This window comes from Sorangium sp. So ce448 (assembly GCF_051520915.1).
GTDB classification, from domain to species: Bacteria; Myxococcota_A; Polyangia; order Polyangiales; family Polyangiaceae; genus Sorangium; species Sorangium cellulosum_B.
This window is the reverse complement of the sequence record NZ_CP150343.1, coordinates 2,769,896-2,782,783: the sequence shown is the minus strand read 5'-3', so window position 1 is coordinate 2,782,783 and position 12,888 is coordinate 2,769,896. Positions and strand designations below refer to the sequence as shown.

Genomic DNA, 12,888 nt, shown 5'->3' with positions numbered 1-12,888 from the left:
CGATGGATGCCAGTGAAGCCGGGACGATACTCATCGTGGACGACAACCCGAGGAACCTCGGTCTCTTGTCCGATACCCTGACGGGCTCAGGCTTCGAGGTCGCGGTGGCGGTGGACGGCACGCGCGCCCTCCGGCTCGCGAGGGAGGGATTGCCGGATCTCATCCTGCTCGACGTGAAGATGGATGGGATGGATGGGTTCGAGACGTGCCGCCGGCTGAAGGGAGACCCGGCAACGGCCGCGATCCCCGTCATCTTCATGACGGCGAGCACGGACCTGTCTGCGGACCGGGTGAAGGGCCTGAACCTCGGGGCCGTCGATTACCTCGCCAAGCCGTTCCTGGACGAGGAGCTGCTCGCGCGCGTCCGGGTGCACACAAAGCTCAGGAGGCTGACGATGCACCTCGCCGCGCAGGTGGACGAGCGGATCGCGGCGGAGGCGGCCTTGCAGCGGCTCACGCAGGAGCTGGAGAGGCGCGTTGGAGAGCGCACGGTCGCGCTGGAGCGCGCGCTCGAGGGGCTCACGCAGGCGCAGGCGCAGATGGCGACGGTCATCCGCGCGGCGCAGGCGGTCTCGGGCGAGATCGTCCTCGACGACGTGCTCGACCGGCTGATGCGGCTCACGCTGGAGCACGCCGGCGCGCTGAAGTGCGTCCTCGTGCTCTCGCGCGAGTCCGGGCTGGTGATCGAGGCGTCGATCACGAGCGATCCGGACACGGTGGTGCTCGGGCTCTCGACGCCGGTGGACCCGGGCGCCGATCTCGCTGTGTCGCTCGTGGAGGAGGTCGCGAGGACCCGTCAATCGGTCTTCGTCTGGGACACGGGCCGCGACGCTCGCCCGGAGGACGCGCGGTATCTCGCCGGGAAGGGGCCGAGGTCGATCCTCTGCCTGGCCATGATGTGCCAGGGCGAGCTGATCGGCGTCCTCTACATCGAGGGCGACGCGGCGCCGGAGCCGCTGCTCGCGACCCAGCTGGAGACGCTCGGGCTCCTGGCCTCCCAGGCGGCGGTGGCCGTGAAGAACGCCCTTCTCTACGGGCACCTGGCGGACATGACGTCCGAGCTCCGCCGCTCGAACGAGCGGCTGGAGACCGAGGTGGCGCGCCAGACGGAGGAGCTCCGCCAGACGAACGAGCGCCTGCAGCGGGAGCTCGTGGAGCGCGCCCGGGCCGAGGAGGAGCGCTCCGCGCTGCAGGCGGAGGTCATCGACGCGCAGAGCGCCCGGCTCGCGGAGCTCTCGACGCCGCTCATCCCGATCACCGATCACATCATGGTGATGCCGCTCATCGGGACGATCGACTCCGCGCGAGCGCAGCAGGCGCTCGAGGCGGCGCTGAACGGCGTCCAGACGAACCGGGCGAAGGTCGTCATCATCGACGTCACCGGGGTGACGGTGCTCGACTCGGCGGTCGCGAGCACGCTGATGAGCACGGCGACCGCGCTGCGGCTGCTCGGGTCGAAGACGGTGATCACCGGCATCCGCGCCGAGCTGGCACAGACGCTCATCGATCTGGGCGTCGATCTCGGCGCCGTGGTGACCAAGGGGACGCTCCAGAGCGGCATCGGCTATGCGCTCCGGCAGGCCGGCGACGGCGTGGCGGGCCTGCACGTCAACGGCAACAGCGCCCGCAACGGCGGCGCACCCGGGCGCAGGAACGGCCATTATTAGCGCCCGGCGGCTCGCTGCCCTTCGCTCGCCGCGACGGGGAGCGCCGCCCGGTACCCGAGGTAGCGCCCGAACGCGCGCATCGCCTGGTTCCAGTGCTTGGGCTCCTTGACCAGCATCTCCTTCACGCCGACGTCGGCCAGCGCGTCGCCCACCTCGATCCACCGCGGCTCGCGCGTCAGCGCGTAGGCGGCGCCGAACACGGGCACGATCAGCAGGTTGAGGTCGGCGGTCCCGCTGTCGTCGTACGCGTCGGTCTCGCAGCCCCACAGGTACCGGAACGCGCGCCCGTCCGAGGTGATGGCGCGCTCGGCGAGCCAGCCTGCCGCGCGCGCGACCACCTCGCGGACGCGCGGATCGCCGGTGAGCGCGTGGTAGTCCATGAGCGCGTCGACGAGCAGCGCGGTCATGAACGGCGAGCCGCCGCGCGGGCCGCGCTCGCACTCCGACGGGTCGGCGCGGGTCAGGTCGTGCTCGAACGCGCCCGACGCGCCCTGCCGCTGCCACGCGACCGTGCGATCCGCGAGCCCGCGCAGCGTCGACAGGAGCTCCGGCCGCGGGTCGAGCGCGTAGTAGCTCGACAGGGTCATCATCACCCAGGCCATGTTGCGCTCGGTCACGCGCAGCACGTCTTCCCTTCCGCCCGTGAGCGCGGCCTGGTTCTGCCGGAGGGCCTCGCCCATGGCGAGGACCGCCTCCCTGGCCGCCGGATCGCCCGTGAGCAGGTAGTCGTCGACCATCCCCTGGCCGAGCATGCGCCGGAGGACTGGCCAGGAGAGGGGCGCCGCCGGGCTCCAGTCTTCGCGCTCGCAGACGTGGACCGCGAGGCGGCGATCGGGCGAGAACCTGAGCTCGTGCTGCCGGTACCAGACGGCCTCGGCGCGCGCGCGCCGGTAGCGCGCGGCGTCGCCGTTGCGGAGGAAGCGCTGGTAGAGCGCGTGCGGGCCGTCGTAGTACGTGCGGTACGGGGCCGAGCAGGTGACGCCGTACGCGTCGTAGGCGGGCGTCATGCGGGCGAGCGCGCCCTCGATGCCGGCCTCGAAGCCGGGGAAGCGGCGATCGTCCATGGCCGGGAGCTGCGGCCCGGACACCAGGCTCGCCGCGTACCACGACGGCGGCAGCACCGCCGCGATCGGCCCGTCCGGGTTCGGAAGGAGCGCCTCGTCGAGCACGGCCGCCGGAGGGACCTCGAAGGGCTGCGGGACCTGGGTGAGCCAAGGGGCCGGGGGGGCCTGGGTGAGTGGGCGGTCAGCGCGCTGCGAGGGTGACGATGGCGAAGGGGCGCCGAAATCCAGCGTGTAGATCGCTCGTTCTCCGGGCGCGAGCGCGGCGCGGAAGACGAGGAGCGCGCTGCGGATCGAGCGGCCCCTGGGCCAGACCGCGAGCGGCTTCGCGCGGAGCGGGACCGCCGCGCCCCGCGCGTCGCGCAGGCGGATGAACCGGACGTCGCGCAGCGCGCCCGGCGCGAACGGCACGGCCGCCGACACGACGGCTTCCGGCGCCGGCAGCGCCGCTCCAGGCGGGCGCTTCGCGGGCGCGAGCGCGCTCGCCGCGGCGTCGGCGACGAGCAGCAGCGGGACCGAATCCGCGGGCGGGGGCGCCGGGAGGGCGGCCACGCCGTGCGTCTCCAGAACGGCCCGCACGCGCGGCTCCACCCGGCGGGCGGCGGGCGCCCGGCCGCAGCTCGCCAGGAGGAGCGGCGCTGCGAGGAGCAGCGCCGCGAGCGGGCGGCGGACGGCGGGCCTCACCCTGGCGCGCTGCGCATCCATGCCGCATCCGATGCTCTGCGCCCGCCGCGCATCGCGGCACAGCCGTCGAGCGCACGGCCGCTATGAGGCGGGCTGCTCGGCACAGCGCGCTCGCCGGGCCGCGCCCGATCGCGCTCGCCAGCGCCGCGGGAACGAGGGCAATCAGCGCGTCGAGCTCGCTCGGCGGGCCGTAGGCTCGAACGCCTCCGCCCCTCGCCGGCATCGAAGGGGAACCTGCCGCGATGCTGTGGGCTGTCCTGAGCGTGTTCGTCGGAGCGCTGCTGGCGCCGGCCCTCTACCGCGGGCTCGGGCGCCCGGCCGGCTGGCTCTTCGCGGCGCTCCCGCTCGCGGTGCTCGTGGTCGCGGCGCAGCTCGTCCCGGGGCCCTTCGCCGAGGGGGAGGCCCATCACGCGTCGTTGCCGTGGATCCCGTCGCTCGGCGTGGAGCTCGCGGTGAAGCTGGATGGGCTCTCGCTCGTGTTCCTCGGGCTCATCTGCGGCATCGGCGCGCTGATCTTCGTGTACGCGAGCGAATACCTGCGCTCGCACCCGCGGCTCGGGCGGTTTTACGCCTACCTGCTCCTGTTCACGGGATCCATGGCGGGCCTCGTGCTCGCCGACGACGTCATTCTCCTCTTCGTGTGCTGGGAGCTCACGAGCGTGAGCTCGTATCTGCTCATCGGGTGGGACCACGAGCGGCCGGAGGCGCGCAAAGCCGCCTTGACGGCGCTCCTCGTGACGGGCGGCGGCGGGCTCGCCATGCTCGCGGGCCTCGTCCTCCTCGTCGTGGTCACGGGAGAGACGCAGATCTCGCGGTTCTCGGGGGACGTCGTCCGCGAAGGCCCCCTCTACCTGCCGATCCTGCTCCTCGTCCTCGCGGGGGCTTTCACGAAGTCAGCGCAGGTGCCCTTTCATTTCTGGCTCCCTCGGGCGATGGAGGCGCCAACGCCGGTCAGCGCCTACCTGCATTCGGCCACGATGGTGAAGGCCGGCGTCTATCTGCTCGCGCGCCTGCACCCAACGCTGGGCGCGACGCGACAATGGCACCTCGTCGTGACGGGCTTCGGCGCCGCCACGATGGTGGCGGGCGCGGCGCTCGCGGTCACGCAGAAGGACCTCAAGCGGATCCTCGCCTATTCGACCGTGAGCGTGCTCGGCCTCCTCACGATGCTCCTCGGCATCGGGACCCGGGCGGCCGTCTCCGCGGCGGTGGTCTATCTGGTCGCGCATTCGCTGTACAAGGGCGCGCTCTTCATGACCGCGGGGACCCTGGACCACGAGACCGGGACCCGCGACGTCACCCGCTTGCGAGGCCTCGCGCGGCTCATGCCGATCACCGCGACCGCGGCCGTGCTGGCGGCGATCTCGAGCGCGGGGGCGCCGCCCCTCCTCGGTTTCCTGTCGAAAGAGCTCTTCTACGAGGCCGTCCTCGGGCCGCCCTCGATGACGGCGGTCCTCGCCGGGGCCGCGGTCCTGTCGAGCGCCCTCCTGGTCGTGGTGAGCCTGATCGTCGGCCATCGCCCCTTCTTCGGGGGTCCTCCGGCGGCGCCCGCGCTCCCCCACGAAGCGCCGCTGTCCTTGTGGCTCGGGCCTGCCACGCTCGCGGCGGCGAGCCTCGTCCTCGGGGTGGCGCCGGCGCTCCTCGGCGGCCTTCCGAGCGCGGCGGCGACAGCGATCCTCGGCCGGCCCGCGCCGCTCGAATTGCACCTGTGGCACGGCCTGACCCCCGTTCTCGGGCTCAGCGTCGCGACCCTCCTCGCCGGCCTCGGGCTCTTCCGTGCTCTCTCCGGCCGCGAAAAGCGCCTCCTCGACGCTGCCGCGCGCCTCGGGGCCTGGGGCCCTGCGCGCGTGTACGACGCTGCCTTCGCGGGGCTCCTCCGGTTCGCGGAGTGGCTGACAGCGCGGCTCCAGACGGGGCATCTGCGCCGTTATCTGCTCGTCACGGCCCTGACGACGGTCGTGCTCGTCGGGACGCCTCTGCTCCGGAGCCTCCCTTTCACGATCCCGTCGCTCACGGTGGAGCTCCCGGAGCTCGTGCTCGCGGGCGTGATCCTCGCGTCCGCGGCCATGGCGACGCGCACGCAATCGCGCCTCGCCGTCGTCGCCGCGCTCGGCGCGATCGGCCTCTGCGTCATGCTCGTCTACGTGATCTTCAGCGCGCTCGATCTCGCGCTGACGCAGATCATGGTCGAGGTGCTGACGGTCGTCATCTTCGTCCTCGTCCTGCACCACCTGCCGCGCTTCGTGCCCCGATCCCCCGCGCGCGTGTGGATCCCGGACGCGATCGTCTCCGTGATCTTCGGGGCCACGGTGACCCTGTTGATCCTCATGTCGTCGACGCTCTCCCCGGAGCCGATCCTGCGCGAGTTCTTCGTGGCGAAGGGATACCCGGAGGCCCACGGCCGGGACATCGTCAACGTGATCCTCGTGGATTTCCGGGCGATGGACACGCTGGGGGAGTCCACCGTCCTCTGCGTGGCCGGGATCGGGGTCTATGCCCTGCTCGCGACGCGCACGCGGAAGGGTGCCTGAGCATGCCCTCCGTCGTCCTGCGCGCCGCCACGCCGGTCCTGATGGTGCTCCTGATCATCGTCTCGATCTACGCGCTCCTCCGCGGTCACAACGAGCCCGGGGGCGGGTTCCTCGGCGGGCTCATCATCGCAGCGGCGTTCTCGCTCCACATCCTCGCTCACGACGTCCCCTCGACGCGGCGGCTGCTCCGCGTCGCGCCCCAGACGCTCATGGGGCTCGGGCTCGCGACGAGCCTTCTCTCCGGCGTCATCGGGCTCGTGGCCGGCGGCTCCTTCCTGCAAGGCGTGTGGGCGACCGTCCCCGTGCCGGGGCTCGGCGACGTCGCGGTCGGGACGCCGGTGCTGTTCGACGTCGGCGTGTATGCCGCCGTGATGGGCATGGTGCTCATGATCCTCCTGATGGCCGCGGAGATGAGCTCATGACGGTCCTCCTCGCGATCGTCGTCGGTGGGCTCTATGCGTCGGGGCTGTTTCTCATGCTCCGGCGCAGCATCGTGAAGCTCGCCTTCGGCCTGGTGCTGCTCGGGCACGGGACGAACCTCCTCATCCTCACGGCAGCCGGCGTCGTCCGCGGCCGTCCCCCCCTGATCCCCAGGGGAGAGGGGGCCTTCCACGCGCCGCCGGCCGATCCCGTGGCCCAGGCGCTGATCCTGACGGCGATCGTCATCAGCTTCGCTGTCGTCGCGTTCGCCGTCGTGCTCCTTCATCGCGTTCATCGGACGATGGGCAGCGACGACATCGACTCTCTCGAATCGACCCGCCCATGAAGGTGCTCCTCGTCCTGCCCGTCCTCGTCCCCCTGGCCACGGCGGCCCTCTCGCTCCTCTCCTTCCGGCGCGTGGGGAGGCAGCGCGCGCTCGGGCTCGCCGGGAGCGTCCTTCAGCTCACCGTCGGGTTCGCCTTGCTCCGCGCCGTGCACCGGGGAGGCATTCAATCGACCCAGCTCGGAGGCTGGCCCGCGCCGTACGGCATCACCTTCGTTGTCGACCTCTTCTCCGCGCTGATGGTCCTGCTCGCGGGCGTCATCGCGGTCGTCACGTCGATCTACTCCCTGTCGGACATCGACCGCGGACGGCGGGCGCACGGGTTCTACCCGCTCATGCACGTGCTCCTCATGGGGACGAACGGGGTCTTCGTCACAGGCGACCTCTTCAATCTGTACGTCTGGTTCGAGGTGACGCTGATCGCGTCCTTCGTCCTCCTGGTGCTCGGCAACGAGCGGCCGCAGATGCAAGGCGCGATCAAGTACGTCGCGATGAACCTGATCTCGAGCGCCCTCTTCCTCACCGGCCTCGGCATCCTCTACGGATCCGTGCACGCCCTCAACATGGCCGATCTCTCGCTCAAGCTGCCGGGCCTCGCGCCGCCGATCCGGTTCACCCTCGCGATGATCTTCCTCGTCGCGTTCGGCATCAAGGCCGCTGTCTTCCCCCTCTTCTTCTGGCTGCCGGACTCGTATCACACGCCCCCCGTGACGGTCACCGCGCTGTTCGCGGGGCTCTTGACGAAGGTGGGTGTCTACGCCCTCGTGCGCAGCTTCACCCTCCTTTTCGTGAGCGACGGGGAGGCCACCCACGCGCTCCTCCTCGGGATCGCGGCCTTCACCATGGCCGTCGGCGTGCTCGGCGCGGTGTCCCACCGGGAGGTCCGGCGCATCCTCGCGTTTCATAGCGTGAGCCAGGTCGGCTACATGGTCATGGGCCTCGGCCTGTTCACGCTGTCGTCCCTCTCGGGGGCGATCTTCTTCGTCCTGCACCACGCCATCATCAAGTCGAACCTCTTTCTCATCAGCGGGATCATGCGATCCGACGGGAAAGACGCTTCCCTCGACCTTCAGGGCGGGCTCCTCGCGCGGAGCCCCGGGCTCTCCGCCTGCTTCCTCGTCACGGCCCTCTCCCTCGCCGGCATACCGCCCCTGTCGGGGTTCTGGGCCAAGCTCATCCTGGTGCGATCGGGGCTCGAGGTCGGCTCGCGGGGGGCAGCGGCCGTCGTCGCCACGAGCCTCGCCGTCGGCCTCGTCACCCTCATTTCGATGACGAAGATATGGAATGAGGCCTTCTGGAAGCCCGCGCCCGCCGAGGCCGACCTCGCCCCGCGCGAGAGCGGGACGCGGCGTCGCGCGCTCCTGTACGTGCCGGTCGTCCTCTTGACCGCGCTGGGCGTCACGCTCGGAATGGCGCCCGAGCCGCTCCTCGCCGTCGTCCGGCGGGCCGCCGCGCAGCTCGCCGATCCGACCGAGTACGTGCGCGCCGTGCTGGGGGAGGGTCGCCCATGAGAGCCCTCGTCCTCAATCTGTTCCTGGCGATCGTCTGGGTGGGCCTGACAGGCCGCGCCACCGCAGGGGGCCTCGTCTTCGGCTTCCTCCTCGGGTACCTCTTGCTCCTCTGGCTCCGGCGCCTGATCGGCCCAACGACCTATTTCGAGAAGCTGCCAGGGGTGCTGTCGTTCATGCTCTTCTTTGCGAAAGAGATGGTGCGGGCGAACCTCAGGGTCGCCCGCGACGTCATTTCGATCAGGCGAAAGAGCCGCCCCGGCATCGTCGCGGTCCCCCTGGATCTGACGACCGATCTCGAGATCACCGTGCTGACGATCCTGCTCGCCCTGACGCCAGGCACCTTTGGCCTCGACGTCTCGGGCGACCGCACGGTCCTCTTCGTCCATGCGATGTTCGTGGACAGCGCCGACGCGCTGCGCGCGACCATCAAGAGCGACCTCGAGCGCCGCGTGAAGGAGCTCTTCCGATGACCCCGCTCTTGCTCGTCGCGATCGCCGTCGTCACGGTGGCGTTCGTCGTCGCGTTCATCCGCCTCCTGCTCGGGCCGAGCCTCCCCGACCGCGTTGTCGCCATGGACCTCATGGCGACGGTCGGCAGCGGCGGCATCGCCCTCTACGCGATGGTGACCGATCACGGCGTCCTCCTCGATGCGGTCATGGTGCTGTCGCTCATCTTTTTCCTCGGCACCATCGCGTTCGCTTACTACCTCGAGCGGCAGGGGGAGACGTCGTGATCCTCGAGCTCGTCGAGGGCGCGCTCCTCATCGTCGGATGCATCTTCATGCTGCTCGCGGCCGTGGGCATCCTGCGCATGCCGGACCTGTTCACGCGCCTCCAGGTGACATCGAAGGCCTCGGTGTTCGGGATGACGTGCATCATCTCGGCCTCCGCCCTCCATTTTTACGACCCGGCCGTCACCACCCGGGCCATCGTCATCATCGCGTTCGTGGCGCTGACGATGCCCGTGGCGACGCACTTGCTCGCTCGCGCCGGTTACACGACGAGCACGCCCCTCTCGCCGGAGACCGTGGTGAACGAGCTCGCGGCGCATTACGATCCGGCGACCCACACCCTCGCCGGCAGGGAGCCGAGGACCCGCACGTTCGAGCTCGCGCCCGGGGCCACCGTCGTCGGCAAGCGCATCGCCGAGCTCGGGCTGCCTGCCGGCGTGCTCATTCGCGCCGTTCACCGCGAGGGCGGGACGGTCGTGCCTCGAGGCCAGACGATCCTCGAGCCCGGCGACAGGCTCGACGTGCTCGTGGAGCCGGCGGAGCTCGGCCGCGTCCGCGAGATCTTCGAGGCCTAGCACTACTGCGGGAAGTCGGGCTGGGGAACGAACCGCCAAGACGCCAAGGACGCCAAGAAACCGGTGAAATAGGAGGGAAAGATGTCGCGGCGGACGTTGCCCTCTCCTCTTGGCGGCCTCCGCGTCTTGGCGGTTTTTCTGCCGATCCGGGGCAACCTCCCGCAGTAGTGCTAGCTCGATCCCTGATGAACCGGCTCCGTGTCCTCACGCTCAATCTCTGGAACCGCAAGGGCCCCTGGGACGCGCGCCTCTCGCTCATCCGCGAGGGCCTCGGGAGCTGGGATCTCGAGCTCGCCGATCGCATCCGTGCAGGCTGGCCAGACGGCCCTCCCCGGAACCAGGACTTTCTCGCTTGGCTCGGTCGAGACTACGATCGTCTCGCTGCCAGGACAGCCTCCTCCACGCGAGCGCTCAGGGCTGGATAGCCCCCACCGCGCGCGCCGGAGCGCCGAAGCAGGGCAGCAGGGCCACATCTTTCTACGATCGTCGGAATTTCGTCGCCGGATAGGCGACCGATGCATGATTTTTGTGACGGAACTGCTTGGACGCTCGCCGTGTTCGGACATACTCGTGCCCTCGATGGCTTGATCGCGTCCGGGGGGCAACTGCCTGCCTGTTCGGGTCACGCCGAGAAAAGGAGACTTATGTCACGGTGGTTGAAGCTCTCGTTGCTCGCCCTTGGGGCCAGCACTCTCTTGGCCGCGTGCGGGGATGACGGGGAATCGTCCGCTGGCACCAGCAGCACGTCGTCCACGGCCGGCTCGGGCGGGGGCGACGCCTCGACGAGCACATCCGCGTCGGGGAGCGGCGGCGGTGACGGCGGAAACGGCGGCGGTGACGGCGGAAACGGCGGCGGTGACGGCGGAAACGGCGGCGGTGACGGCGGAAACGGCGGCGGTGACGGCGGAAACGGCGGCGGCGCGTCCCTGCGGGCCGAGGCGGAGATCCAGGCGCTGAACTCGAGCGGCCTGACCGGGACCGCGGCTTTCGCGCAGACCGGAGAGGAGGTGACGCTCACCATCACGCTGTCAGGCTGCCCTGAAGGCGAGCACTCCGCTCACATCCACGAGAACAAGAGCTGCGGCAGCAACGGTAATGATGCGGGCGCCCACTGGGTGCCCAACGGCGAAGGACTCGGCAGCTTCACGTGCGATGCGACCGGCAAGGCCACGCACACGGTCAAGCGCGGGACCGACGTCTGGACCGTCGGCGACGACGCGGACACCGACGTGACGAAGTACGCGATCGTCGTGCACGCCGCGGCAGACCCCAACGCGGGCGGTCGCATCGGCTGCGGCCTCATCGAGCAGGAGTAACCCTCCGCGGAGCTCGTCTGTCCGGGCCTCCGGGGGGCGTATCGGCCCCCCGGCTACCATCCCGCGGCGGGTGGCCAGCTAGCGGGACTCGGAAACTTTCTTCGAAGGCATCACCGTGACCTCCTGACGCCGGAGGGTGACGGTCCGCTCGATGACGTCCGACGCGGAGAGCTGAAGGAAGAGAAGCCGAGAAATCCGCGGCCCAGCCGGGAGCGCCATGCCGCCCGAGTCGCCCGTGCGAACCGCGGCCGCGTCCTTGGTCCCGTACACGAAGCGCACCGCCCGCAAAGGCTCGAGCGACGGTGTGCCCTCGAAGCTCGTGTAGCAAATCTCGTCCACCGCGTATTCGGCGGTATGGCTGTCCTCGGCCTCGGCGAGGCAATACGCGTAGGTCATGGCGTTGCCACGGCCGTCGCGGGCCTCGTTCGCGAGCCACGCGCGCGGGACGCCGCCTCGCGCATCTTCATGCTGCTCGCGGCCGTGGGCATCCTGCGCATGCCGGACCTGTTCACGCGACTCACCGCGAGGGCGGGACCGTCGTGCCCCGAGGCCAGACGATCCTCGAGGCCGGCGACAGGCTCGACGTGCTCGTGGAGCCGGCGGAGCTCGGCCGCGTGCGCGACATCTTCGAGGCCTAGCACCAGAGCCGCACCTCGACGCCCCCGGCGCTCGGCGAGAAGGCGTGTTTGCCAGGCTCGTCACCCTATCCTATCCTATGCGATTCGTCCGCTTGCGCCGCTTCCATGTGGCGAGCCGGGACGAAGGGGGGTTGTAATGAACAGAAAGATGCTGGTCGCTGGGTCGCTCCTCGCGCTCACGGGGTGTGCCGGGAACGTGGACGCTCCCGGCGCAGGCGGAACCGACGATCCAGAGGAGCTCGAGACGGCGCCCGAGCCGCTCCGGGCGGGTGACGTCATCGCGTATGCGGCCGAGACGTCCCACCCGTACGCCGGTGGCTGGAAGCAGGCGATCACCTCGCCGGGCGCCACGTTCGTGCGCGTGCACTTCAACGACTTCTCTCTCGCGAAGGGTGATTATGTCACCGTCTCGAGCCCGGACGGCGCGCAGTCGTTCCGGTACGAGGACCGCGGCCCGAACGGGGACGGCGACGTCTGGGCGTTCGCCATTGACGGTGAGACGGCGATCGTCGAGCTGCACAGCAGCACCGGCGGTGGCCACGGGTTCTCGATCCCGGACATCGGCCACGGGACGCTCGCGATCGCCCCGGTTCCTGTGACATCGGGCGAAATGATGCCGGGCGGCATCTCCCTCGAGAGGAGGCCCGGCGGAGGCACGCCGGATATCGTGTGTGCCACGGAGGGCCGCGAAGCCATCGCGTGCCACGACCTCAACGACCAGCAGAGACCCGTGGCGCGGCTGAGCTTCGTGAGAGACGGGGGCATGTACCTGTGCACGGGTTGGCTGATCGCCGGGAAAAACCGCAACACGCTCATCACCAACAACCATTGCATCAGCACCCAGACAGAGGCGACCAGCCTCGAGGCCCGCTTCGGTTACCAGCATATGGACTGCCTTCGCTCGACCATGGCAACCTATCAGCGCTTCGGTGGCAGCACCCTCCTCAAGACGAACAGCCGAACCCGCACCCGTTCCAGAGGTGGCCTCGATTACACGCTGATCCAGCTATCGGGCGACCCTCAGACGACCTGGGGCGTGCTCACCCCGACGACGAAGGCGCCCAGCGTCGGCGACCTCATCAACTTCATCCAGCACCCGGGCGGGCGCCCGAAAGAGATCGGCTTCTGGAGGGATGACGCGCATACCCTCCGCTGCCAGATCGACGCGATCGATCAGACCTACTCCGGCACGCTCTCTGGATCGCAGATCGGCTACTCGTGCGACAGCGAAGGGGGCTCGAGCGGGTCGCCGATCATCGACGCCGGCACGGGCAGGGCGTTCGGCCTCCACCACCTCGCCGACGTGGCCTGGCTCTCCTGCAGGAACGGAGGAACAGAGATGTCCTCGATCTGCGCGGACGCCGGCGACCTGATCAGCTGCGTCAACAATTGAGTCGGACGGAGTCTTGTCG

Annotated in this window: 12 protein-coding genes and 1 pseudogene; 11 read left to right on the top strand and 2 right to left on the bottom strand. The window is 70.1% G+C overall.

Going from position 1 to position 12,888, the window contains the following annotated elements; translation table 11 throughout:
* Positions 1–2 precede the first annotated feature (2 nt).
* Positions 3–1,667: a response regulator gene (locus tag WMF45_RS10770; protein ID WP_437716823.1), complete on the top strand. Its 1,665-nt coding sequence runs from the start codon at positions 3–5 to the stop codon at positions 1,665–1,667.
* On the opposite strand, the gene WMF45_RS10765 is transcribed toward WMF45_RS10770, so the two are convergent.
* Positions 1,664–3,433, bottom strand: coding sequence for a hypothetical protein (locus WMF45_RS10765; protein ID WP_437716822.1), 1,770 nt, complete (start codon positions 3,431–3,433; stop codon positions 1,664–1,666). The genes WMF45_RS10770 and WMF45_RS10765 overlap by 4 nt on opposite strands.
* A 221-nt stretch (positions 3,434–3,654) precedes the next feature.
* Here WMF45_RS10765 and WMF45_RS10760 point away from each other — a divergent pair, with 221 nt between their 5' ends.
* The 9 genes from WMF45_RS10760 to WMF45_RS10720 all read left to right on the top strand — a co-directional run bounded on the left by WMF45_RS10760 (position 3,655) and on the right by WMF45_RS10720 (position 10,838).
* A complete protein-coding gene (locus tag WMF45_RS10760; protein WP_437716821.1) occupies positions 3,655–5,943 on the top strand; it encodes a putative monovalent cation/H+ antiporter subunit A in 2,289 nt (762 codons plus the stop codon).
* 2 nt (positions 5,944–5,945) lie between these two features.
* Positions 5,946–6,365 (top strand): Na+/H+ antiporter subunit B, encoded by a 420-nt coding sequence (locus tag WMF45_RS10755; protein WP_437716820.1) that lies wholly within the window; start codon positions 5,946–5,948, stop codon positions 6,363–6,365.
* Positions 6,362–6,709, top strand: a complete 348-nt coding sequence (locus WMF45_RS10750) for a Na+/H+ antiporter subunit C (protein WP_437716819.1) — start codon at positions 6,362–6,364, stop codon at positions 6,707–6,709. The genes WMF45_RS10755 and WMF45_RS10750 overlap by 4 nt, the downstream gene beginning before the upstream one ends.
* Positions 6,706–8,217 (top strand): proton-conducting transporter transmembrane domain-containing protein, encoded by a 1,512-nt coding sequence (locus WMF45_RS10745; protein ID WP_437716818.1) that lies wholly within the window; start codon positions 6,706–6,708, stop codon positions 8,215–8,217. The genes WMF45_RS10750 and WMF45_RS10745 overlap by 4 nt, the downstream gene beginning before the upstream one ends.
* A complete protein-coding gene (locus WMF45_RS10740) occupies positions 8,214–8,687 on the top strand; it encodes a Na+/H+ antiporter subunit E (protein WP_437716817.1) in 474 nt (157 codons plus the stop codon). Before WMF45_RS10745 ends, WMF45_RS10740 begins: the two co-directional genes overlap by 4 nt.
* Complete coding sequence (locus WMF45_RS10735; protein WP_437551645.1) at positions 8,684–8,950, top strand: monovalent cation/H+ antiporter complex subunit F; 267 nt, start codon at positions 8,684–8,686, stop codon at positions 8,948–8,950. The genes WMF45_RS10740 and WMF45_RS10735 overlap by 4 nt, the downstream gene beginning before the upstream one ends.
* Entirely contained in the window at positions 8,947–9,522 is a 576-nt protein-coding gene (gene mnhG / locus WMF45_RS10730) for a monovalent cation/H(+) antiporter subunit G (protein ID WP_437716816.1), read from the top strand. Before WMF45_RS10735 ends, mnhG begins: the two co-directional genes overlap by 4 nt.
* A 185-nt stretch (positions 9,523–9,707) precedes the next feature.
* Positions 9,708–9,947, top strand: coding sequence for a hypothetical protein (locus WMF45_RS10725; RefSeq protein WP_437716815.1), 240 nt, complete (start codon positions 9,708–9,710; stop codon positions 9,945–9,947).
* Positions 9,948–10,166: 219 nt separating this feature from the next.
* Positions 10,167–10,838, top strand: coding sequence for a superoxide dismutase family protein (locus WMF45_RS10720; RefSeq protein WP_437716814.1), 672 nt, complete (start codon positions 10,167–10,169; stop codon positions 10,836–10,838).
* A 78-nt stretch (positions 10,839–10,916) separates the two neighbouring features.
* On the opposite strand, the pseudogene WMF45_RS10715 reads toward WMF45_RS10720, so the two are convergent.
* Positions 10,917–11,297, bottom strand: a pseudogene (locus WMF45_RS10715) (hypothetical protein); the annotation flags it as partial.
* A 315-nt stretch (positions 11,298–11,612) separates the two neighbouring features.
* Between WMF45_RS10715 and WMF45_RS10710 the strand changes: the two are divergent.
* Positions 11,613–12,869: a trypsin-like serine peptidase gene (locus WMF45_RS10710; protein WP_437716813.1), complete on the top strand. Its 1,257-nt coding sequence runs from the start codon at positions 11,613–11,615 to the stop codon at positions 12,867–12,869.
* Positions 12,870–12,888 lie beyond the last annotated feature (19 nt).

Bases quoted from the DNA above. Each gene is read 5' to 3' on its own strand.
- WMF45_RS10770 (WP_437716823.1), top strand. From the start codon at position 3: ATGGATGCCAGTGAAGCCGGGACGATACTCATCGTGGACGACAACCCG.
- WMF45_RS10735 (WP_437551645.1), top strand. From the start codon at position 8,684: ATGACCCCGCTCTTGCTCGTCGCGATCGCCGTCGTCACGGTGGCGTTC.
- WMF45_RS10750 (WP_437716819.1), top strand. From the start codon at position 6,362: ATGACGGTCCTCCTCGCGATCGTCGTCGGTGGGCTCTATGCGTCGGGG.
- WMF45_RS10745 (WP_437716818.1), top strand. From the start codon at position 6,706: ATGAAGGTGCTCCTCGTCCTGCCCGTCCTCGTCCCCCTGGCCACGGCG.
- WMF45_RS10765 (WP_437716822.1), bottom strand. From the start codon at position 3,433: ATGGATGCGCAGCGCGCCAGGGTGAGGCCCGCCGTCCGCCGCCCGCTC.
- WMF45_RS10720 (WP_437716814.1), top strand. From the start codon at position 10,167: ATGTCACGGTGGTTGAAGCTCTCGTTGCTCGCCCTTGGGGCCAGCACT.
- WMF45_RS10755 (WP_437716820.1), top strand. From the start codon at position 5,946: ATGCCCTCCGTCGTCCTGCGCGCCGCCACGCCGGTCCTGATGGTGCTC.
- WMF45_RS10710 (WP_437716813.1), top strand. From the start codon at position 11,613: ATGAACAGAAAGATGCTGGTCGCTGGGTCGCTCCTCGCGCTCACGGGG.
- WMF45_RS10760 (WP_437716821.1), top strand. From the start codon at position 3,655: ATGCTGTGGGCTGTCCTGAGCGTGTTCGTCGGAGCGCTGCTGGCGCCG.
- WMF45_RS10725 (WP_437716815.1), top strand. From the start codon at position 9,708: ATGAACCGGCTCCGTGTCCTCACGCTCAATCTCTGGAACCGCAAGGGC.
- WMF45_RS10740 (WP_437716817.1), top strand. From the start codon at position 8,214: ATGAGAGCCCTCGTCCTCAATCTGTTCCTGGCGATCGTCTGGGTGGGC.